This window comes from Caenispirillum bisanense, assembly GCF_900230255.1.
Lineage (GTDB): Bacteria > Pseudomonadota > Alphaproteobacteria > Rhodospirillales > Rhodospirillaceae > Caenispirillum > Caenispirillum bisanense_A.
On record NZ_OCNJ01000004.1, the window covers coordinates 418,257 to 439,047 of the forward strand.

The following is a 20,791-nucleotide window of genomic DNA, read 5'->3' on the forward strand; positions in this document are numbered from 1 at the left end:
TCGGGGCGGCTTCCCTACATTCGCTGCGGTCGTATCCTGAGGATGGCGCTGCGTGTCGACGCGTACCACGAAGACCGGCAAGACCACGCCCATCGTCGAGCTGAACGAACGCTCGCGCGAGATCCTGCGGCATGTGGTGGACGCCTACGTGCAGACCGGCGAGCCGGTCGGCTCGCGCACGCTTTCGAAACGTCTGTCCATGTCGCTGTCGCCGGCCACCATCCGCAACGTCATGGCCGACCTGGAAGACCTCGGCCTGCTCTATGCGCCGCACACCTCGGCCGGGCGCCTGCCGACGGAACTGGGCCTGCGCATGTTCGTCTCGGGCCTGCTCGAGGTCGGCAAGCTGGCCGAGGACGAGCGCGCCCGCATCGACGCCCAGTGCGCCGCCCGCGGCAAGAGCCTGCCCGACGTGCTGTCGGAGGCGACGCGCACGCTCTCGGGCCTGTCGCTCTGCGCCGGCCTCGTGCTGGCGCCGAAGACCGAGAGCCCGCTCAAGCACATCGAATTCGTCAACCTCGGTCCCGGCCGGGCGTTGGTGGTCATCGTCACCCAGAACGGCGTCGTCGAGAACCGCATCATCGAGGTGCCGCACGACCTGCCGCCGACCTCGCTGGTCGAGGCCTCCAACTACCTCGCCGCGCGCATGACCAACCGCACCCTGGAAGAGGCGCGCGAGGAGATCCTGGCGGAACTGGAAAGCCACAAGTCGGCGCTCGACGAACTGACGTCGAAGGTGGTCTCGGCCGGACTCGGCACCTGGGCCGGCGGCAAGTCGGACGGGGCGCTCATCGTGCGCGGCCAGTCGCACCTGCTGTCGGACGTGACCGCCATCGAGGATCTGGAGCGCATCCGCAATCTGTTCGACATGCTGGAAACGCGCGAACAGATGATCCGCCTGCTCGACCTGGTGAACCGGGCCGAGGGCGTGCAGATCTTCATCGGTTCGGAAAACGACCTGTTCACGGCGGCGGGCTGTTCCATGATCGTCAGCCCGTTCCGCAACGGCGCGGAGGAGATCGTCGGCGCCATCGGCGTCATCGGCCCGACCCGCATCAATTACGCCCGCATCATCCCGCTGGTGGACTACACCGCGAAGGTGGTCGGCAGACTCATTGGTTGAGGGAACTGAGAACTCATGGCACAGCAGCACAACCCGTCCCAGCGTGAACCCGGTCACGAGGCTCCGGCCGAGGCGGACGGCACCACCCCCGGCGGCACCGCCGACATGGGCGAGCCGAGCCCGCAGGCCGGCGACGTCCCGCAGGGCGACGTGCCGCCCGACGCGGCCCGCAGCGCCGCCGGCGACAACCTGGCGCCGGAAGACCGCATCGCGCTGCTCGAGTCCGAAGTGGAGCGCCTGAAGAACGAATACATGCGCGCGCTCGCCGAGGCCGAAAACGCCAAGCGCCTGGCCGAGCGCCGCATCGAGGACAACGCCAAGTACGCGGTCGCCAACTTCGCCAAGGAGATGCTGCAGGTCGCCGACAACCTCGACCGCGCCCTCATGGCCGCCCCGGCCGACCGCCGCGCCGAGAACGAGCTTCTGAAGAACCTCGCCGTCGGCATCGAGATGACGCAGAAGACCCTGGCCGGCGGCCTGGAGAAGTACGGCGTCACCAAGATCGAAGCCCGCGGCGCCGCCTTCGACCCCAACCTGCACCAGGCGGTGCAGGAAGTGGAGCGCACCGACATGCCGACCGGCACGGTGGTGGACGTCTACCAGGACGGCTACATCATCCGCGACCGCCTGCTGCGCCCGGCCATGGTCACCGTCTCGCGCGGCGGACCGAAGCGGGAGGCCGGCACCGGCGGTGCCGACGCCGCCGGACCGGGCGGCGTGAACACGACGGCCTGATCGGGTGTTACAGACGGCGGAGGATGACGATCCTCCGCCGTTTTCCGTTCCGCCCGCCGCCGGAGAGCCGCCGCATGCGCCCTGCCCTCGCCGCCGCCTTCGTGGCGCTGGCCGCCGCCGTTACCGCCGCCACCCCGCCCGCCGCGGCGCAGGGGCTGCCGACCATCGCCGTCGGTGCCGCGCCGGCGAAGGTGGTGGAGGTGGTGCGCGGGCCGGACGGCGGCCCCTTCATCCGCACCGAGGGCGGGCGTTGGCTGCGGCCGCGGGTGAGCATCGGGCACATCTCGCTGGTGACGGCCCAGGCGCCGCCCGCCGCCGCGCTGCCCCCGCCGGAGGGCCTGCTGCCGCAGTCGACGGTCGCCGTCGGCGGACGCGACATCGCGGCCGCCTGGCTCGCCGGCGCCACCGACCGCTACGGCCACGCCGTGCTCGGCGACGGGCTGGAGGCCGGGCGGCTGGCGGTGGAGACGGCGGCGGGGGAGCGTCTCGCCGTCGACCTGCCCGACGCGGAGGTATTCGAAGACCTGACGCCGCGCCTCGCCGACCTCGACGGCGACGGCCGCGACGAGGTGCTGGTGGTGCGCAGCCACCGCGACGTCGGCGCCGCGCTAGTCGTCTATGGCGTCACCGAAGCCGGCGCCTTGGCGGAGAAGGCGGCGACGCCGCCGCTCGGCCTGCCCAACCGCTGGCTCAACCCGGTGGGCGTCGCCGACCTGGACGGCGACGGCGCCCCCGAAGTGGTGACGGTGGAGACGCCCCACATCGGCGGCATCCTGCGGGTGTGGCACTGGCGCGACGGCCGGCTGGTGCGCGGCGCCTCGGAGGGGAACGTGTCCAACCACGCCGTGCGCTCGCCGGTGCTCGGGCTGCACGCGCTGACCGACGTCGACGGCGACGGCCGCCCCGACGTGGTGGTGCCCAACCAGTCGCGCAACGAGCTCCGCATCTTCAGCTTCGCCGACGGCCGCCCGCGCGAGTTGGCGACCGTGCCCCTGCCCGGCGCGGTGGCGACCGCCATCGTGCCGGTGCCGCGCGGCCTGGTGTTCGGCAGCACCCTCGGCGATCTGGTGGCGATCAGCTGGTGACGGAGGCCCTGCCGCCCGTCCTTGGGGCGACACGGCAGACGCCGCCAGTCACGGGAGACGGCTCAGGCCGGCACGGGCTGCGCCGGCAGCGGCACGCTCTCGCCCGCCAGGTAGATGTCGACGGCGGGCGGCAGCGGCTGGTCGATGAGGGCGAAGCCGGCCCGGATGGTGAGCGCCCGCACCCGCGCCTCGGCGCTGTCGGGGTCGCCGGCCGTCAGCGCGGCGAGGCAGCCGGCGGTGGTCTGCGCCCGGCGGGCACAGGCGGCCATGCCGCCGCCGTGGTCGCGGCGATGCACCAGGATCTGGTCGCGCATGCCGAGCGCGGTGTGGCGCAGCACCGAGTCGTCGCAGGCGTCGAACAGGGCGGCGAGGAAGACGTCTTCGTGCTGGCGCAGGTCTTCCACCTTGCCCAGGTCGGCGGCGCGCTCCACGTGGCGCTGGGCGCGGGCGAGGGCGGCGAGGTCGCGCGCCGTGCCGTGGATGCAGGCGAGCCGCGCGACGAAGCCCATGAGCAGGCCGTGGGCCACCACGACGCGGCCCAGCGCCTCGCGCTCCAGCCGCACGACGAAGGTGCCGCGCCCGACCACGATACGCACGAGGCCGCTGGTCTCGAGGATCTTCAGGGCTTCGCGCACCGGCGCCCGGCTGACGCCGAACATGGTCGACAGCTTGGTCTCGACCAGCCGCTCCCCGGGTTCGAAGCGGCCGTCCAGGATGGCGGCGGAAATGCGTTCGGCCACGCTTTGCGTCAGCGTGGGCGATCGCGCGATGGTCTCGTCGTTGTGCATCTGTCGGTACTCGGCACCGTGCGACGGCCGCCCGGGGACCCGGCCGTCTACCCCCTCCCTACAGGATTGCGCCGGCCGCCCCCTCGGTCCGTCCCCACAACCGAACAGGCCGGTGCCCTGCACCGAAAACACCTATTAGCCGAATGGTATCCTCCGAATGGTCAAGGGTCAACGCATGGTCGCACGACCGCCCGGCCCCTGACCCGAGGTCAAGGGTGCCGGGCGCGGCGCCATGCTACCTACTAGTTCCTAGGTCGAGGAAAGCCGGCACCGGATGGGGCCGGCGACGGATCAGGAGGAGAGAATATCCGTGGCCCGGTGGTTCTCCGGGACGCCGTCCACCATCACCACGTCGCCGACGAGGTGCCGGGTGCGCAGGGGGCGCAGCTCGGCGTAGGCCGGCGAGGCGTACCAAGCCTCGGCGGCGGCGCGGTCGGGGAACTCCAGCAGGACGATGTCGCCCGGCCAGGTGCCTTCCAGCGCCGTCTTGCGGCCGCCGTGGATCAGGTAGCGGCCGCCGAAGGGCGCCAGCGTCGCGTCGAAGCCTTCCAGGTAGGCGACGATGTCGGGGTGCATGCCGGCGGGCAGGAGGCTGGCGAGGACGTAGCAGGACATGGAACGCGATCTCCGCTGGGTGACGATGGACCCAGCATGGCGCGCCGGTAGCGGCGAAACGATTACCTTGGGCGTAATCGACGCGCCCCGCCGCCGGTTCTACAGTGACCGCATGAGGACCATTACCACCCCCGCTCCCGCCGCCCGCCCCGTCGGCGAGTTGCTGCGCGACTGGCGCCGCCGCCGCCGGCTCAGCCAGTTGCAGCTCGCCGTGGAAGCGGGCATCTCGCAGCGCCACCTGAGCTTCGTCGAGTCGGGCCGCGCCGCCCCCAGCCGCGACATGCTGCTGCACCTGGCGGAGACGCTGGACGTGCCGCTGCGGGCGCGCGACCTGCTGCTGACGGCCGCCGGCTTCGCACCGCTCTACCGCGAACGGCCGGCCGACGATCCCGACCTGGCGGCGGCCATGGCGGCGGTGCAGGCCATCTTGACGGGGCACGAGCCGCACCCGGCGCTCGCCGTCGACCGCCACTGGACGCTGCGGGCGGCCAACCGGGGCGTCGAGGCGCTGCTGGCGGGCGTCGCCGATGCGGCGCTGCTGGCCGCCCCCGTCAACGTTCTGCGCCTGAGCCTGCACCCCGACGGTCTCGGCCGCCGCATCGTCAACCACCGCGCCTGGAAGCGCCACGTGCTGGAGCGGCTGGCGCGCCAGGTGGAGGCCTCCGCCGACGCCGGGCTCGCCGCCCTGCGCGACGAGCTGGCTGCCCTGCCGGAGCCGGACGGCGGCGTCACGGAGGACGACGATGTGCCGGCGCCGGCCGGGCCCTTCGGCATCGCCGTACCGCTGCTGCTCGACCTGCCCGGCCACGGGCGCCTCGCCTTCCTCAGCACGACGACGGTCTTCGGCACGGCGCTGGATGTCGGGCTGGCGGAACTGACGGTGGAGGCCTTCTTCCCCGCCGACGCGGCGACGGCCGCGGTCATGGCGGGACTGGTGCGCGACACCTCGGCTGAAGAGTTTTCATCCGCCGCAGCGCCCGCCGGTCCGGTGGACCTGGAATGATGATAAGGTGGCCCTATGAGTGGCTCTGCCAATGGCCTTTGTGCCGACGGGTGGGCCGGTTCACGATCCGCCCCGCAGGGGACCGGCGCCATACCGAGTTGTATCGTGCCGCCGTCTACACCATCTTGACGTTTCCGTCGTTCCCGGAAAGTTTCCGGTCACGGCGCGGCCCCCGGGGCCGGCACGTCGGACGGGATGCAGGGCAGCGTAGCCGGGCGCCGAGGAGAGACGGCGCCTCAATCGAACGAAAAGGTCAGACGAAGATGCGGAACTCCTTGATGGCGGCCGTGGTGGCCGCGGTCGTCGCGGGCGGGCCGATGGCGGCGGCGCAGGCGCCGCAGGGCATGCCGGTGGAAGCGGCGCCGGCACAGACCGAAACCATGACCGACGAGCTGCTGGTGGTGGGCTCGCTGCTCGCCAATGAAAGCACCGTCATCCGGCCGGAAATCGACGGCCGCGTCGCCCGCATCGACTTCGAGGAAGGCGGCCGGGCGAAGAAGGGCGACCTGCTGGTCAAGCTCGACGACGCCAGCCTGAAGGCCGAACTGGCCCGCGCCGAGGCCAATCTGGCGCTCAGCCGCCGCAACTTCGACCGCGCCGACGAGCTGTACCGCCGCCAGAACCTGCCGGCCAGCTCGCGCGACGAGGCGCTCGCCAAGCTGCGGGCCGACGAGGCCGCCCTGCGCATCGCCCAGGTGGCGATGGAAAAGACCGAGCTGCGCGCCCCCTTCGACGGCATGCTCGGCCTGCGCCAGGCCAGCCCCGGCGATTACCTGCAGCCGGGCGCCGCCATCGTCGGGCTGGACGACGTCGACCCCATCAAGGTCGACTTCCGCGTGCCCGAGGTCTTCGCCCACCGCCTGAAGGTCGGCCAGTCCATCCAGCTGTCGGTGGACGCCGTGCCCGGCGAGAGCTTCACCGGCGAGGTCTACGCCATCGACCCGCAGGTGGACGTCAACGGCCGCTCGGTGCTGCTGCGCGCCCGCGTCCCCAACGACAACGGCCCGCTGCGCCCCGGCATGTTCGCCCGCGTCACCCTGATCCTCGACCAGCGCGCCGATGCCGTCGTGGTGCCGGAAGAGGCGCTGATCCCGCAGGGCAACGACCACATCGTCTTCAAGGTGGTCGACGGCAAGGTGGCGCCGCAGCCGGTGACGCTGGGCGTGCGCCGCAAGGGGGTGGTGGAAATCGTCTCCGGCCTTGCCGCGGGCGACGTGGTCATCACCGCCGGCCAGCTGAAGGTGGGCCCGGGCATGCCGGTGACGGTGATGCCGCCGCCGGGCGCCCAGGCGCCGCAGAACGCCGAGAAACCGGCCCAGGAGGGCTGACGCCGTGGTCCTGTCCGACCTTTCGATCAAACGGCCGGTCCTCGCGACGGTCATGAGCCTGGTGATCGTGCTGATCGGCATGATCGCCTACGACCGCCTGCCGGTCCGCGAATACCCCAACATCGACGAGCCGGTGGTCAACGTCGAGACCCGCTATCCCGGCGCCACGGCGCAGATCATGGAAAGCCAGGTCACCCAGCCGCTGGAGGAAAGCCTCGCGGGCATCGAGGGCATCGAGCTGATGACCTCCACCTCCCGCCCCGAGCAGAGCCAGGTGTCGGTGAAGTTCCGCCTCACCCGCAACCCGGACGAGGCGGCCAACGACGTGCGCGACCGCGTCAGCCGCGTGCGCGGCCTGCTGCCCGACGAGATCGACGAGCCCGTCATCTCCAAGGTGGAGGCCGACGCGCAGCCGATCATCTACCTCGCCTTCTCGTCGGACCGCCACACCCCCATCGAGATCACCGACTACGCCGACCGCTTCGTCAAGGACCGGCTGCAGAACATCGACGGCGTCGCCAACGTCCGCATCTTCGGCGAGCGGCGCTATGCCATGCGGCTGTGGATCGACCGCGCCCGGCTGGCCGCCTACGGCCTGACCGTGCAGGACGTGGAAAGCGCCCTGCGCCAGCAGAACGTGGAAATCCCCTCGGGCCGCATCGAATCGGCCGAGCGCGAGTTCACGGTGCTGGCGGAAACCGACCTGCGCACGCCGGAGCAGTTCGACGACCTCATCATCAAGCGGGCCGACGGCTATCTGGTGCGCCTGAAGGACGTCGGCCGCGCCGAGATCGGCGCCGAAAGCGAACGCACCGCCGTGCGCTACAAGGGCGAGTCCGCGGTGGCGCTCGGCGTCGTCAAGCAGGCGACGGCCAACCCGCTGGAAGTGAGCCAGGGCGTGCGCACGGTGCTGCCGATCATCGAGCAGGGCCTGCCGGAAGGCATGGCGGTCAACATCGGCTACGACAGTTCCATCTTCATCGACCGCTCCATCCAGAACGTCTTCACCACCATCGGCGAGGCCGTGGTGCTGGTGGTGCTGGTGATCTTCTTCTTCCTGCGGTCGGTGCGGGCGACGCTGGTGCCGCTCATGACCATCCCGGTGTCGCTGGTCGGCGCCTTCGCGCTCATGTTCGTGTTCGGCTTCTCCATCAACACCCTGACGCTGCTCGCCATGGTGCTGGCCATCGGCCTCGTGGTGGACGATGCCATCGTCATGCTGGAGAACATCCACCGCCACGTGGAGGAAGGGCTGTCGCCCGTCCAGGCCGCCTTCAAGGGCAGCCGCGAGATCGCCTTCGCCGTCATCGCCATGACCCTGACGCTGGCGGCGGTCTATGCCCCCATCGGCTTCATGGAAGGCCGCACCGGGCGCCTGTTCACCGAATTCGCCCTGACCCTGGCGGGCGCGGTGCTGGTGTCGGGCTTCGTCGCCCTGACCCTGTCGCCCATGATGTGCTCCAAGCTGCTGCGCCACGAGAAGAAGCACTCGGTGGTCTACAACGCCATCGAGAAGATCATGGTCGGCATGACCGAAGGCTACCGCCGCCTGCTGGCGTGGTCGCTGAAGGTGCGCTGGCTGGTCGCCCTGGTGGCGCTCGGCGTCGCCGGCAGCGCGTGGTTCCTGTTCGGCACGCTGAAGTCGGAACTGGCCCCGACCGAGGACCGCGGCACCATCATCGGCATCGGCATCGCGCCGGAAGGCTCGACGCTCGGCTTCTCCGACAAGTACGCCCGCCAGATGGAGCAGGTCTACGCCTCGGTGCCGGAGGCGGAGCGCTACTTCGTGGTGACCGGCTTCCCGGTGGTGTCGCAGATCGTCAGCTTCATCGGCCTGGAGGACTGGGAGACCCGCGACCGCAAGCAGCAGGACATCGTGAAGGAGATGCAGCCGCGCATGTTCGGCGGCATCCCCGGCATCATGTCCTTCCCGGTCAACCCGCCGTCGCTCGGCCAGAGCCCCATCGACAAGCCGGTGCAGTTCGTCATCCAGACCAGCGGCACCTACGAGGACCTGGAGGCCATGGTGCAGTCGGTGCTGGGCGAGGCGCGGTCCTATCCCGGCTTCCTCAACCTCGACTCCGACCTCAAGCTCAACAAGCCGCAGCTGTCGGTGAAGGTGGACCGCGAGAAGGTGGCCGACGTCGGCGCCGACGTGGCGGTCATCGGCCGGACGCTCGAAACCATGCTGGGCGGCCGCCAGGTCACCCGCTTCAAGCAGAACGGCAAGCAGTACGACGTCATCGTGCAGGTGGAAGACGCCGACCGCGCGACGCCGTCGGACCTGTCGGCCATCTATGTGCGCGGCGCCTCCGGCGAGATGATTCAGCTGTCCAACCTGGTCACGGTGGAAGAGACCGTCGCCCCGAAGGAGCTGAACCACTTCAACCAGATGCGCTCGGCCAAGATCACCGCCAACCTGGCGCCGGGCTTCGCCCTGTCGGACGGCCTGGGCAAGCTGGAGGAGATCGCCGCCAAGGTGCTGCCGCCGGAGGCCCTCATCGACTACGACGGCCCGTCGCGCGAGTACCGCACCAGCTCGGCGAGCCTGTATGTCACCTTCCTGCTGGCGCTCGGGTTCATCTATCTGGTGCTGGCGGCGCAGTTCGAGAGCTTCGTCGATCCCTTCGTCATCATGCTCTCGGTGCCGCTGTCGGTGACGGGCGCCCTGCTCGCGCTCAACCTCACGGGCAACACGCTGAACGTCTACAGCCAGATCGGCCTGGTGACGCTCATCGGCCTCATCACCAAGCACGGCATCCTGATCGTGGAGTTCGCCAACCAGCTGCAGGAGGAAGGCCGCTCCAAGCTCGACTCGGTGATCGAGGCGAGCGCGCTGCGCCTGCGGCCGATCCTGATGACCACCGGCGCCATGGTGCTGGGCGCGGTGCCGCTCGCCGTCGCCGCCGGTGCCGGCGCCGAAAGCCGTCAGGCCATCGGCTGGGTGATCGTCGGCGGCATGACCTTCGGCACGATCCTCACCCTCTTCGTGGTGCCGACCGCCTACATGCTGCTGGCGCGGGGCCACAAGAAGACGATCCCCGAGCCGCTCGGCACCCACGCCCCGGCGGAGTGACGCCACCGCCGCCGGAGGCTTCCCGCCTCCGGCGCGCGCCGAAGCCGAAGAAAAACCCCCGCCGCAGGACCTGCGGCGGGGGTTTTTCGTGTCACGCGGCCGGTGCGCGGTCCGTCAGATGACGGATTCCACCCATTCCAGCAGCTTGCTCTTGGGCAGGGCGCCGATCTTGGTGGCGGCGACCTGGCCGTCCTTGAACACCATGAGCGTCGGGATGCCGCGCACGCCGTACTTGGACGGCGTCATGGGGTTTTCGTCGATGTTGATCTTGGCGACCACGAGGCGTTCGCCCAGCTCGCCGGAGATTTCCTCTAGCGCCGGGGCGATCTGACGGCACGGACCGCACCATTCCGCCCAGAAGTCGACGAGCACCGGGGTTCCGGATTTCAGAACGTCGGCGTCGAACGAGGCGTCGGTGACCTGCTTCATAAAGGGTTCCTTTCGCGTTCCGGAGGGCGGGGCTGCGCCATACCGCCTCTTGTCGCATGGACTCTAGGAAGCGCCGCAACAGGCGTCAAGCATGGGGGGAGGAATGGCCGCTCTGCTAGAGATCGAGGTCATAGCGCACGAAGCTGGTCAGCCGTGCCAGCTTGTCGTACAGCGCCCGCGCGGTGGCGTTGTCGGCGTGGGTCTGCCAATAGAGGCGGTGCCAGCCGCGCCCCCGGCCGCGGCAGGCCAGCGTCTCGATCAGCTTGCGCGCCACGCCCTTGCCGCGCGCCTCGGGCGTCACGAACAGGTCTTCCAGGTAGCACACGGGTTTTTCCGACCATGTGCCGTCGTGCAGGATGGTGACGGCGAAGCCGATGACGCGCTCGCTCTGGGCGTCCACCGCCATCAGGCAGTTGACCGGCGAGGCGGGGTCGAGGATGCGGTTCCAGGTGTAGGCGGTCACCCGTTCCGGCACGTCGGCCTTGTAGAAGGCGACGTAGGCCGCCCACAGCGCCCGCCAGTCGGCCTCGTGGAAAGGTTCGGCGTCGCGGATCAGCACGGCGGGCAGGTCGCGGCGGCTCATCGTGCCATCTCCTCGATCAGCGTGTCCAGGCGGTCGGCGGGAAGCTCCATCAGACGCGGCCCGTCCGTCCACAACAGAGCACACCGCACGGGGCGGCCCGGGTACAGGTCCTTTAAGGCGCCGCGGTACGCGGCCATCTGGCGCAGGTAGGCGTCGGCGACGTCGGCGACGTCCAGCGGCGGCGGCCGGTTGGTCTTGTAGTCGACCACCAGCACCGCATCCTCGGTCACCACCAACCGGTCCACCTGACCCGCCACCACGTGCCGCCCGACCAGCCCGACGATGGGCACCTCCGCCCGCGAGCCGGGGCCGAACAGCGGCGCGAACACCGGCTCGGCGAGCACCGCCAGCGTCTCCGCCGCGATCTGGTCCTGCTCCGCCGCCTCCAGCTGCCACGCCGGGCGGGCGAGGAAGCGCGCCGCCGCCTCGGCCCGCGCCGTCGCCGGCAGGTCGGGCAGGCTCTGCAGCAGGCGGTGGATGAGGCGGCCGCGCTGGAAGCGCACGCGCTCGCGCCGCGCCTCGCCGCCGACCGGCGAGCGCACCGGCGGGTCCTCCTGCGCCGGCGCGGAGGGGGCCAAGGGGCGGGGCGGCCGCGGCTCGGCACCGGGGGCGGCGCGCATCCAGGGCGGCAGCGGCTCGCGCTCGGCGGCTTCGGCGCGCACCTCGCGGCGGCGGTCGGGCTCGGCGGTCTGCGGCGAGACGAGGCGCAGGACGGTGCTGCCCGCCGTCTCCGCTTCCGCCGCCAGGAAGGCGTCGTCCACCTCCGCCGCCAGCGGCTCCACGGCATCGCGGATGAGGTCGTACCAGCACCCCGCCGGTCGGCCCTTGCGGGTTTCCCAGCCGCAGACGATGAGGCGGTCCTCGGCGCGGGTCATGGCGACATAGAGCAGGCGGCGGTATTCGCGCTCGCGCGCCGCCTTGGCATCGTCCTTGAGGCCCTGGCAGACCTCCTCCGCCGCGTCGGAATTGGGCGGCCACAGCAGCAGCTTGTCCTCGCCGTCGCCGTGCCACAGCAGCGTCGGCCCGGTGGTCGGCACCTGCATGCAGTCGGGCAGGAAGACGACCGGGGCCTGCAAGCCCTTGGAGCCGTGCACCGTCATCACCCGCACGGCGTCGCGGTCGCCGCTTTCCAGGTCTCGCTTGATCTCGGTGGCGCCGGTCTCGAACCAGTGCAGGAAGCCCTGCAGGCTCGGCGCGTGGGTGCGCTCGTAGGCGAGCGTCATCGACAGGAACTCGTCGATGGGGTCTTCCGCCTCCCACCCCAGGCGCCCGAGCAGCTTGCGCCGCCCCTCCAGCGGGCCGGACAAGACATGGGCATACAGCTCGTGCGGCCGCAGGAAGTCGGCCCGGCGCAGCAGGTCGAGCAGGGCGGCATAGGCGCGGCCGTAAACGTCGTCGGCGCCCTGGCGGTCGGCCAGCGCCGCCCACAGGCGGCCCGGACGGCCATGGGCGAGGGTGAACAGCTCGTCTTCCGTCAGGCCGATGAGCGGCCCCTTCAGCACGCAGGCGAGCGTCAGGTCGTCGTCGGGCAGCAGCAGGAACTGACCGAGCGCCATGAGGTCCATGACCGCCATCTGCTCGGTCAGCACCATGCGGTCGACGCCCGCCACCTCGACGTCGAGTTCCTTCAGCGCCCGCACCAGGTCTTCCACGAAGGGGCCGCGGCGGCGCACCAGGACCATGATGTCGCCGGGGCGGATGGCGCGGTCGGCGCTCGCCAGCCGCTCGCCGCCCTTGACCATGGCGTCGATGCGGCGCGCCACCAGCCGGGCGAGGCGGGTCTGGGCGCTGTCGCCGGTGATGCGCTCGATGGGCGGCTTCCAGGCGTCGGGCTCGGCGAGGTCGGTGGGCTGTACCGGCGGCCACACCTCCACCACCCCCGCCTGCCCCTTGCGGAAGGGGATGTGGCGCACCGCCTCGCCGGGCAGCACGACGCCGTCCTGGGCGGCGGTGGAGGTGAAGACGGCGTCCACCACCTCCAGCACGGCCGGGGTGGAGCGGAAGCTGAATTCCAGCGGCACCTCGTCCCACGTCGCGCCGGCGGCCGGGACGTGGTCGGCGAACTGCTTGCGCATGCGCTCGAAGGCGTCGGGGTCGGCGCCCTGGAAGCTGTAGATGGACTGCTTGCGGTCGCCGACGGCGAAGACCGTGCGGGTCACCGTGTCGCGCGCGCCGACGCCGGAAAAGAACTCGCGCGTGATGGCGCCCACCACCGCCCACTGGTCGGGGTTGGTGTCCTGCGCCTCGTCGATGAGCAGGTGATCGAGGCCGGCGTCCAGCTTGTAGAGCACCCAGGCGGCGCGGCCTTCGTCCTCCAGCAGGCGGCGGGCGGTCTGTATGAGGTCGTCGTAGTCCATGCGGGCGCGCGACCGCTTCCAGCCCTCGTAGCGGCCGAGCACGGCGTCGGCGATGCGCAACAGCGCCGCCGTGGCGCTGGCGACGGTGCAGGCCTTCACCCGCGCCGCCAGCCGGCACAGGCGTTCGGCCTCGGCCGCCAGGATGTCCTCGGCCATGGGGTTGGCCTTGTAGACGGCCTTGGTGGCGAGGGTCTTGCGCAACTCGCCCTTGGCAGTCAGGAACACGCCGCACCAGTCGGCCCAGGCGACCACGCGCGCCGGGACGTCGCCGGCCAGGAAGGCGGCCAGCACGTCGGCCTTCTCGCAATCCTTGGCGCTGCCGCCCTGGAGCGCGGTGATGCAGAGGCGCAGGCCGGCGGCGTCGAAGGCATCGTCGGCGCAGGCGCGGGTGATGACGTCCTGCGGCTGCTCGCCCGGCTCGACGCCGAGCAGCCGGCACACCGCCGCCACCGCGCCGGGCAGCCCGCCGTGGGCGGCCAGCATGCGGCGGATGCGGCCGCGCTGGGTCGACAGCTGCGCGAGCAGGTCGGGGAACTTCATCTCGTGGACCAGCCGCGTCAGCGCCGCCAGCGACTCCGCCAGCTCCCAGTCCGCCCCGGCACGGGCCTGCGACAGCACGAAGTCCTGCGCCTCCGCCATGGCCTCGGCGGCATCGCGGTCGTCCATCACCTCGAAGTGGGGGGCGACGCCGGCCTCCAGCGGAAAGCGCCGCAGCAGCGCCTGGCAGAAGCTGTGGATGGTCTGGATCTTCATGCCGCCCGGCACGTCGAGCACGCGGGCGAACAGGCGGCGGGCGAGCCGCACCTGATCCTCCGACGGTGCCGCGCCCAAAAGCTTTTCCACCTGCGCCGTCAGGGCGGCGTCGGGCAGCGTCGTCCACAGGGCGAGGCGGTTGGCGAGGCGGGTCGCCATTTCCGCCGCCGCCGCCTTGGTGAAGGTGAGGCAGAGGATCTTGTCGGGCGCCGTGCCGGCCAGCAGCAGGGTCAGCACCCGATCGGTCAGCACCTTGGTCTTGCCGGTGCCGGCGGACGCCCCCACCCACACCGAGGCATCGGCACGGGCGGCGCGGCGCTGCGGCACCTCGGGGTCGTAGACCAGGGTCGTCGTCGTCGCCGTCATTCGCCGTCTCCGCCGCCGGCCGCCCATTCCTTGACGCGGGCGAGGTGCAGGTAATCGCTGTAGGCGGGCGCGTAGTCGGGATGCGGCCTCGCCTCGTAGGGGGTGGCCGGATCGTCGAACACCCGCACCAGCGCCTCCAGCCCGGCCAGCGCCTCGGCGGCCAGTTCCTCCGGGGTCTTCTCCTTGTGGGCGGGCCGGTCCTCGCCGCCGACGTCGCCACCCTTGAGGCGCCAGTAGCTGAGCGCCGACACCGGCTTGGCCGGCACGCCGTCGAACCCGCCGCGCATGGCGATGATGGCCTCCAGCGGCAGCTGCGGCGCATAGCCGGCGGCCACTTCCTTGGGGCTCGGCGGGGCGCCGGTCTTGTAGTCGAGGATGGCGAGGGTGCCGTCGCGCAGCAGGTCGATGCGGTCGGCGGTGGCGGTCAGGGTGAACGGGCCGGCGAGGCCGTTCACGGTCGTCTCGCCGCGGCGCTCCACGAAGGGCGTCTGGATGAGCGGTCGGCGGGCGGCCTCGTGCGCCACGAACCAGCGCGCCACGCTCTCGAAGCGCGGCCACCAGAAGGCCCACACGCCCGGCCGGTCCAGTTGCCCGGCGAAGACCTCGCGGCCGATGGCGAGCAGTTTCTCCAGCGGCTCGGCCGGCATGTCGTCGGGGTGGCGCAGGACGAAGGTTTCCAGCGCCTTGTGCACCAGCGATCCGTAGTCCGCCGCGCCGGGGTCGGCGTCGAGCGGGTCGAGGGCGCGCAGCTTCAGCACGTGCTCGGCATAGATGGCGTAGGGGTCGCGCATCCACTTCTCGATCTTGGTGACCGACAGCTTGCGCGGCCGCGCCTCCACCGGCGGCGTCGGGGCGGGGCGCGGGGCCGGCGTGATGCGGTCGGGGCGGTCGATGCCCTGCGCCCAGTCGAGCCAGTGCAGCCCCGCCTCCTGCCACATCGCCGCATCCAGGCCGCCGGCGCGCATCACCGTTTCCAGCCGCAGCAGCCAGCGCGACGGCACGGTGGGCGCACCTTCCACCCGCTCGGCGCGGGTCACCACCACTTCGGGGGCGCAGAACAGCTGGCCGAAATCGTGCGCCGACAGGCCGGTGCGCCATTCCGGGCGCGGCAGGCCGAAGCGGTCGCGCATGGGGCGGCTCATCCACGGGTCGTGGCCAGGGTCTTCCGGCCAGGTGCCTTCGTTGAGGCCGGCCAGGATCACCAGATCGGCCTGCATGAAGCGCGCCTCGATGAGGCCGAGGATGGAGAGCCGCGGGTGCAGGTTGTACTCGGGCCGCACCTGCACGCCGGTCGCCAGGGACTCGAACAGCGCCGGCCACGACGACGGCTTCACCGGCGGCAGGATGGCGCCGTGGTTGGCGAGGTCGACGGCCAGATCCGCCGCCGCCGCACCGGCGGGGCCGGCCCACAGGCGTTCCGGCCCGGTTTCCTCGTCGGTGGCGGCCAGTGCCTCGGCGACCCGCATGTGGGCGTCGGCGATGTCGGTCACCGCCACGGTCCCGTGCGCCATGAGGTCGGTGAAGGGCCGCAGGATGGCGTCGATGCCTTCCAGCCAGCGGCACAGGCGCTGCGCCTGCGGCTCGGTCTTCTCGCCGGTGTGTTCGGTTTCGAGCGCATGGATCAGGCCGGCGATGCCCGGCCGCGGGCGCGGCCCGCGCAGGGCGAGGCGTTCGAGCAGGCGCACCGAATCGCGGAAGCCGCGCAGGCTCTGGCCGCCGCCGGCCAGCGGGTGCTTGAGCAGCGCGAGAAGCGGCAGCGGGGCGAGATCGGCCGCCACCGCGTCGGCCAGCAGGCGCAGGTAGATGCCCGGCGGCGTGCCGCGCAAGGGGCGGCCGGCGGAATCGTCCATCTCCACCCCCCAGCGCTTCAGCTCGGCGGCGACGCGGCGGCCGATGTCGCGGTCGGGAGTGACGAGCATGACCGTGCGCCCGTCCGTCTCCAGCGCCGCGCGCATCATCAGCGCGATGGCCGTCGCCTCCTCGCGCGGGGTCGGGCAGTCGAGGCGGGTGATGCGGGCCAGCGCCGCCGGGTCGAGTGCGTCCATGCCGAGCCAGGCATCGGTGGTGGCGGCCGGGCGCATGGCCTCGCGCACCAGCCGCAGGCGGTCGGGCGGAGCCTGCGGCGCGGCGGCGTCGGGGTGGTATTCCGTCACCGCGTCACGCTCGACGCCGAAGCGGGCGAGCAGCAGCTTCAGGCCGTGCTGCGGGTGGCTCTGCTCCAGCGCCTCCCACGAGCGGTCGTCCAGCGCCGTGTCGAGCCCCGGCAGCACCACCGCACCGCGCGGCAGGCGGGCGATGCAGGCGAGCAGGTCGCCGGCGGCCGGCGTCGGGCGGGCGGTCTCGACGGCGATCACCCAGCCTTTCGGCGGCGCGGCGGTCCAGGCCTCCGTTTGCAGGCGTTGCAGGCGGTTGCGCCAGTCCACCCGGTCGAGGCGCCCGATCTCGGTCAGATGGGCCGGCCAGACCTCGGTGAGGATGGTGAGGAATTGCAGGGTGATCTGCCAGTGCTCGGCGTATTCGGCCGGCACCAGGGTCGCCAGGGCGTCGAACGACAGCTGTTCCGTCTGCACCTGATCGAGCAGCCGGCCCAGCTCCACCGCGAGGCGCGCCGCCTGTTCCGGCGGGGTCTTTTCCTCGGTGCCGGGCAACGGCATGGCCATCACCAGCCGGGTGAGCGCCAGCAGCCGCTGCATGGGCTCGATGGGCGGCGGCAGGTCGAGGTCGGGTGCCGCGCCCTCGCCCTGGAAGGCGGCGAACAGCGTCTCGTCCTCGTCGAGGTTGCCGAAGGTGAGCAGACGCGGCAGCAGCATGGGCCGCCCGCCGGCCCGCCGCAGGAAGGCTTCGCGCAAGGCCCGGCAGGCACGCCGCGTCGGCAGGAGCACGATGCCCTCCGCCAGCGCCAGCGGGTCGCCGCCGGTCTCGGCCAGGATGCCGGCCGCCAGCACGTCGAGGAACGGGCGGTGCGGCGCGATGGTGTGGACGCGGGCGATGGTCATGCGGGGCTCAGGCAGGCTGGGAAGCAGGAGGGGTCAGGGTGCCGGTCGCCAGTGCCTCGGCCCAGTCGTGGCGGCCGGCGGCGCGGGCCTCGGCGGCGGCGCGGTCCCAGTCGTAGGCGACGGCGCGGAAGGTCACCGACCAGCCGGCCGGGCCGCGGTCGAGCACGGCGTAGCGGGCGTGCGGGCTGCCCGTCTCCACCACGTGCGGCCAAGGGCGGTCGTCGTCGTAGGCGGGCAGGCCGACGCTGCCGGGGTTCACCACCAGTTGGCCGGTGGGCAGGCGGACCATGCGCGGCAGATGGGTGTGGCCGCACAGCACGAGGCCCTGCTCCACCCCGGCCAATCGCTCCGCCACCTGCGCCGGCCGGGCGGGGCGGAAATGGTCCGGCCCCAGGTCTTCCAGCAGGTAGCAGAGATCGTCGCCGCCGGGCGCGCCGTGGCACAGCAGGACGCCGCCGTCGAGCACCCGTTCCGCCGGCAGGCCGCGCAGCCAGGCGCGGTGCGGCTCCGACAGGCGCGCCCAGGTGAAGGCGTCGCTCTTGTTCATGCGCTCGGCGGGCAGGGTGAGCAACTGGCGCTCGTGGTTGCCGGCCACCGTCGGCAGGTCGAGGGCCAGCAGCAGGTCGGCCGTCTCCGCCGGACGCAGGGGGCCGGAGAGGATGTCGCCCAGGTTCACCGTCACGTCGGGGGCGTGCATCTTCACGTCGGCGAGCACCGCCTCCAGCGCGTGGAGGTTGCCGTGGATGTCGGACAGGACAGCGATGCGCACCCGTGGCCTCCTCGCCTGCTTGGCAGCGGCAGGCAGTCTACTGGTCGGAGGCGCCGCTGTCTTCCCCGAGCGTCAGCAGGCGTTCCGTCTCCTTGATCGCCGGGGGTGTGCCGACGTGGTACCACTCGCCGTCGTGGGCGATGCCGTGCAGGCGCCCCGCCGCCAGGGCGCGGTTGAACAGGACGTTCATGGAAAAGGCGCCGTTGGGCGCGTCGGCGAACAGGCGCGGGTGGCAGATCATGCAGCCGGAATAGATGTAGGGCGCCACCTCGCGCTCCACCCGCCGCCGCACCACGCCAGCGATGTCCATGAAGAAGTCGCCGTAGCCGTCGTAGCCGTGAGCGCTGGCGGACCGCACCAGCAGCAGCAGCGCATCCATGCGTCCGTCGTCCCATGCCGCCGCGAGGCGGCGGAACGCCGGCACCGGGCCGTTCAGCCAGATGACGTCGCTGTTGCACACGTAGAACGGCTGCGGCCCGAGCAGCGGCAGCGCCTTCTTCAGCCCGCCGCCGGTTTCTAGCAGGCCGTCCGTCTCGTCGGAGAACACGATCTCCGGCGCCGCCCGCCGCGCCAGATGGGCGCGCACCTGGTCGGCGTGGTGGTGCAGGTTGACGACGGCGGTGCGCACGCCCGCTTCCTCCACCCGGTCGAGCGCCCGGTCGAGCAGCGTGCGCCCGTCCACCGGCACCAGGCACTTGGGCAGGGTGTTGGTGATCGGCCGCATGCGGGTGCCGAGGCCGGCGGCCAGCACCATGGCGGTGGCGGGACCGGAGGCGGGAGCGGTCACGGGCATGGCGGCACGATCCTCTGCGCGGGCGGAACGTGGGTATCCACCCAGGCCTTCACCGGGGCCAGGGCGGGATGGGCGAGGCTGCGCTCGAACAGCCGCCAGACGCGCGGGATGTGGCGCAGGTACTGCGGCTTGCCGTCGCGCTTGTAAAGGCGCGTGAAGATGCCGATCACCTTGGCGTGGCGCTGGGCGCCGAGCACGGCGAAGCTGGCGGCGAAGGCATCGCGGTCGAGCTGCGGGAAGGCGGACAGGTAGCGCTCCGTCATGGCGGCGATGAGCCCGGCGTCGATGTCGCGGCGGGCGTCTTCCAGCAGGCTCATGAGGTCGTAGGTGACGGGGCCGACCACGGCGTCCTGGAAGTCGAGCAGGCCGCAGGCGGCGACCCCGTCGCACTCGGGCAGCAGCATCAGGTTGTCGACGTGGAAGTCGCGCAGCACCAGCGCGTCGGGCATCGCACCCGCCACCGCCGCCAGGGCATCGCGCCACGCCGCCAGGTACGCGGCGCGGGCGGCGTGGTCGAGGGCATCCTCGCCCTGGGTCGCCGGCACGTACCAGTCGGTGAGCAGGCTCGCTTCCGTCAGCAGCTTCTGCAGGTCGTAGGGCGGTACTCCCTCGGCCGGCGGTGCCGTGCGGTGCAGGGCGATCAGGGCGTCGACCGCCAGCGCGTAGAGGGCTTCCTCCGCCGGGTCCCCCTTGGCGAGCAGGCGGGTATAGGTGTCGTCGCCCAGGTCTTCCAGCAGCAGCAGGCCCGCCGCGGTGTCCTCGGCCAGGATGCGCGGCGCCGACAGGCCGAGGCCGGCGAGGTGGCGGGCGATGCGCACGAAGGGGCGCACGTCCTCCTGCGGCGGCGGCGCGTCCATCAGCACCTCGCGGCCGTGGGCGGGCGTGGCGACGCGGAAGTACTTGCGGAACGACGCATCGCCGGCCAGCAGGGTCACGGCGGCCTCGCCGCGCCCGGCGCGGTGCAGGAAGTCGCGCACCAGGGCGAGGCGCTCGGGCGCCAGGATGTCGTCATCGATCACGGGCGGCCTCCAGCAGGGCGGCGAGGCCCGACAGCGTCGCGGTGCGGGTCGCGCCGTCGGGGCCGATGGTCAGGGTGAGGTCGAGCCGCCGGCGCGGCAGATAACCGCCCAGGCGCTCCGGCCACTCGATCAGGCTGAGGCCGTCGGCGAAGGCGTCCTCCAGATCCAGTTCCAGGGCGTCTTCCGGCTTCTCCAGGCGGTAGAGGTCGAAGTGCCGCAGACCGGCCTCGCAGTCGGGGTCGTCGTAGACCTGCACCAGGGTGAAGGTGGGCGACGGCACCTCGGCGGCGGGATCGTCCAGGCGGGCGCGCACGAAGGCGCGGGCGAAGGCGGTCTTGCCGGCGCCGAGGTCGCCGCGCAGGGCGATCACGTCCCCCGGTCCGGCGACGGCGGCCAGGCGGGCGGCCAGCCGCGCCGTCGCCGCCTCGTCGGGCAGCGTCAGGGTCAGCGGAGCGGCGGCGGCGGGATCGGTCATGGGCGGGCGTCCGGTCCGGAGGGCGGCGGCTACAGCCAGGTCTGCAAAATGGGGATGAGCGGGATGTCGGCCGGCGGCATGGGATAGTCGCGCAGCCGCGCCGGCGCCACCCAGGCCAGGTCCTGCCCCTCGCGCGGCGTCGGCGTCCCGCGCCACTGGCGGCAGGCGTAGAGCGGCATGAGCAGGTGGAAGTCGGCGTAGCCGTGGCTCGCGAAGGCCAGCGGCGCGAGGCAGCTGCCGCCGACGTCGATGCCAAGCTCCTCGTCCAGTTCGCGGATCAGGGCGCGTTCCGGCGTCTCGCCGGGATCGACCTTGCCGCCGGGGAACTCCCACAGGCCGGCCATGCTCTTGCCGGGCGGCCGGCGGGCCAGCAGCACCCGGTTGTCGACGTCGATGAGGGCGACGGCCGCCACCAGGACGGTCTTCAGCCGCGCCTTGCGGCCCGCCTCGAAAGCGGCGCGGTCCAGCGTCGCCATCCGCACCGACAGGCGACCGTTG

At 72.0% G+C, this 20,791-nt stretch carries 17 protein-coding genes; 6 read left to right on the forward strand and 11 right to left on the reverse strand.

Going from position 1 to position 20,791, the window contains the following annotated elements; genetic code table 11:
• Nucleotides 1–52 precede the first annotated feature (52 nt).
• The 3 genes from hrcA (at nucleotide 53) to CRP50_RS11785 (ending at nucleotide 2,943) form a co-directional block, all read left to right on the forward strand.
• On the forward strand, nucleotides 53–1,123 hold the full coding sequence (hrcA, locus tag CRP50_RS11775; RefSeq protein ID WP_245913447.1) for a heat-inducible transcriptional repressor HrcA: 1,071 nt from the start codon (nucleotides 53–55) through the stop codon (nucleotides 1,121–1,123).
• 15 nt (nucleotides 1,124–1,138) lie between these two features.
• Nucleotides 1,139–1,858 carry a nucleotide exchange factor GrpE gene (grpE, locus tag CRP50_RS11780; protein ID WP_097279347.1) on the forward strand — a complete coding sequence of 240 codons (720 nt, stop codon included), beginning with the start codon at nucleotides 1,139–1,141 and terminating at the stop codon, nucleotides 1,856–1,858.
• A 74-nt stretch (nucleotides 1,859–1,932) separates the two neighbouring features.
• Nucleotides 1,933–2,943 carry an FG-GAP repeat domain-containing protein gene (locus tag CRP50_RS11785; RefSeq protein WP_176525136.1) on the forward strand — a complete coding sequence of 337 codons (1,011 nt, stop codon included), beginning with the start codon at nucleotides 1,933–1,935 and terminating at the stop codon, nucleotides 2,941–2,943.
• Between the two features lie 62 nt (nucleotides 2,944–3,005).
• Here CRP50_RS11785 and CRP50_RS11790 read toward each other — a convergent pair whose 3' ends face one another.
• Both CRP50_RS11790 and CRP50_RS11795 read right to left on the reverse strand, forming a co-directional pair.
• Nucleotides 3,006–3,731: a GntR family transcriptional regulator gene (locus CRP50_RS11790; protein WP_097279349.1), complete on the reverse strand. Its 726-nt coding sequence runs from the start codon at nucleotides 3,729–3,731 to the stop codon at nucleotides 3,006–3,008.
• A 291-nt stretch (nucleotides 3,732–4,022) separates the two neighbouring features.
• Nucleotides 4,023–4,346 (reverse strand): DUF1330 domain-containing protein, encoded by a 324-nt coding sequence (locus CRP50_RS11795; RefSeq protein ID WP_097279350.1) that lies wholly within the window; start codon nucleotides 4,344–4,346, stop codon nucleotides 4,023–4,025.
• 112 nt (nucleotides 4,347–4,458) lie between these two features.
• On the opposite strand from CRP50_RS11795, the gene CRP50_RS11800 reads away from it, so the two are divergent.
• The 3 genes from CRP50_RS11800 to CRP50_RS11810 all read left to right on the forward strand — a co-directional run bounded on the left by CRP50_RS11800 (nucleotide 4,459) and on the right by CRP50_RS11810 (nucleotide 9,753).
• Entirely contained in the window at nucleotides 4,459–5,349 is an 891-nt protein-coding gene (locus tag CRP50_RS11800; RefSeq protein ID WP_097279393.1) for a helix-turn-helix transcriptional regulator, read from the forward strand.
• A 263-nt stretch (nucleotides 5,350–5,612) separates the two neighbouring features.
• Nucleotides 5,613–6,677 carry an efflux RND transporter periplasmic adaptor subunit gene (locus CRP50_RS11805; protein WP_097279351.1) on the forward strand — a complete coding sequence of 355 codons (1,065 nt, stop codon included), beginning with the start codon at nucleotides 5,613–5,615 and terminating at the stop codon, nucleotides 6,675–6,677.
• A 4-nt stretch (nucleotides 6,678–6,681) separates the two neighbouring features.
• The gene (locus CRP50_RS11810; RefSeq protein ID WP_097279352.1) at nucleotides 6,682–9,753 is read left to right on the forward strand and encodes an efflux RND transporter permease subunit; all 3,072 of its coding nucleotides are present in this window, start codon (nucleotides 6,682–6,684) and stop codon (nucleotides 9,751–9,753) included.
• A gap of 114 nt (nucleotides 9,754–9,867) precedes the next feature.
• Here the strand turns inward: CRP50_RS11810 and trxA are convergent, their stop codons facing one another.
• The 9 genes from trxA to CRP50_RS26500 all read right to left on the reverse strand — a co-directional run bounded on the left by trxA (nucleotide 9,868) and on the right by CRP50_RS26500 (nucleotide 20,769).
• Entirely contained in the window at nucleotides 9,868–10,182 is a 315-nt protein-coding gene (trxA, locus tag CRP50_RS11815) for a thioredoxin TrxA (protein ID WP_097279353.1), read from the reverse strand.
• Nucleotides 10,183–10,297: 115 nt separating this feature from the next.
• Nucleotides 10,298–10,765, reverse strand: coding sequence for a GNAT family N-acetyltransferase (locus tag CRP50_RS11820; RefSeq protein WP_097279354.1), 468 nt, complete (start codon nucleotides 10,763–10,765; stop codon nucleotides 10,298–10,300).
• Nucleotides 10,762–14,241, reverse strand: coding sequence for a double-strand break repair helicase AddA (addA, locus tag CRP50_RS11825; RefSeq protein WP_097279355.1), 3,480 nt, complete (start codon nucleotides 14,239–14,241; stop codon nucleotides 10,762–10,764). Before addA ends, CRP50_RS11820 begins: the two co-directional genes overlap by 4 nt.
• On the reverse strand, nucleotides 14,238–17,237 hold the full coding sequence (addB, locus tag CRP50_RS11830; protein ID WP_176525137.1) for a double-strand break repair protein AddB: 3,000 nt from the start codon (nucleotides 17,235–17,237) through the stop codon (nucleotides 14,238–14,240). The genes addA and addB overlap by 4 nt, the downstream gene beginning before the upstream one ends.
• A gap of 7 nt (nucleotides 17,238–17,244) precedes the next feature.
• A complete protein-coding gene (locus CRP50_RS11835; protein ID WP_097279356.1) occupies nucleotides 17,245–18,006 on the reverse strand; it encodes a metallophosphoesterase family protein in 762 nt (253 codons plus the stop codon).
• Between the two features lie 37 nt (nucleotides 18,007–18,043).
• Complete coding sequence (locus tag CRP50_RS11840) at nucleotides 18,044–18,799, reverse strand: nucleotidyltransferase family protein (RefSeq protein ID WP_097279357.1); 756 nt, start codon at nucleotides 18,797–18,799, stop codon at nucleotides 18,044–18,046.
• Nucleotides 18,790–19,818, reverse strand: coding sequence for an aminoglycoside phosphotransferase family protein (locus CRP50_RS11845; protein ID WP_245913448.1), 1,029 nt, complete (start codon nucleotides 19,816–19,818; stop codon nucleotides 18,790–18,792). The genes CRP50_RS11840 and CRP50_RS11845 overlap by 10 nt, the downstream gene beginning before the upstream one ends.
• Entirely contained in the window at nucleotides 19,808–20,293 is a 486-nt protein-coding gene (tsaE, locus tag CRP50_RS11850) for a tRNA (adenosine(37)-N6)-threonylcarbamoyltransferase complex ATPase subunit type 1 TsaE (protein ID WP_097279358.1), read from the reverse strand. Before tsaE ends, CRP50_RS11845 begins: the two co-directional genes overlap by 11 nt.
• Before the next feature lie 29 nt (nucleotides 20,294–20,322).
• On the reverse strand, nucleotides 20,323–20,769 hold the full coding sequence (locus tag CRP50_RS26500; protein WP_245913455.1) for a (deoxy)nucleoside triphosphate pyrophosphohydrolase: 447 nt from the start codon (nucleotides 20,767–20,769) through the stop codon (nucleotides 20,323–20,325).
• Between the last annotated feature and the right edge of the window lie 22 nt (nucleotides 20,770–20,791).

Excerpts from the sequence above, each read along its gene's own strand:
- grpE (WP_097279347.1), top strand. The coding sequence starts at position 1,139 with ATGGCACAGCAGCACAACCCGTCCCAGCGTGAACCCGGTCACGAGGCT.
- CRP50_RS11785 (WP_176525136.1), top strand. The coding sequence starts at position 1,933 with ATGCGCCCTGCCCTCGCCGCCGCCTTCGTGGCGCTGGCCGCCGCCGTT.
- CRP50_RS11790 (WP_097279349.1), bottom strand. The coding sequence starts at position 3,731 with ATGCACAACGACGAGACCATCGCGCGATCGCCCACGCTGACGCAAAGC.
- CRP50_RS11795 (WP_097279350.1), bottom strand. The coding sequence starts at position 4,346 with ATGTCCTGCTACGTCCTCGCCAGCCTCCTGCCCGCCGGCATGCACCCC.
- CRP50_RS11800 (WP_097279393.1), top strand. The coding sequence starts at position 4,459 with ATGAGGACCATTACCACCCCCGCTCCCGCCGCCCGCCCCGTCGGCGAG.
- CRP50_RS11805 (WP_097279351.1), top strand. The coding sequence starts at position 5,613 with ATGCGGAACTCCTTGATGGCGGCCGTGGTGGCCGCGGTCGTCGCGGGC.
- trxA (WP_097279353.1), bottom strand. The coding sequence starts at position 10,182 with ATGAAGCAGGTCACCGACGCCTCGTTCGACGCCGACGTTCTGAAATCC.
- CRP50_RS11820 (WP_097279354.1), bottom strand. The coding sequence starts at position 10,765 with ATGAGCCGCCGCGACCTGCCCGCCGTGCTGATCCGCGACGCCGAACCT.
- addA (WP_097279355.1), bottom strand. The coding sequence starts at position 14,241 with ATGACGGCGACGACGACGACCCTGGTCTACGACCCCGAGGTGCCGCAG.
- addB (WP_176525137.1), bottom strand. The coding sequence starts at position 17,237 with ATGACCATCGCCCGCGTCCACACCATCGCGCCGCACCGCCCGTTCCTC.
- CRP50_RS11840 (WP_097279357.1), bottom strand. The coding sequence starts at position 18,799 with ATGCCCGTGACCGCTCCCGCCTCCGGTCCCGCCACCGCCATGGTGCTG.
- tsaE (WP_097279358.1), bottom strand. The coding sequence starts at position 20,293 with ATGACCGATCCCGCCGCCGCCGCTCCGCTGACCCTGACGCTGCCCGAC.
- CRP50_RS26500 (WP_245913455.1), bottom strand. The coding sequence starts at position 20,769 with ATGGCGACGCTGGACCGCGCCGCTTTCGAGGCGGGCCGCAAGGCGCGG.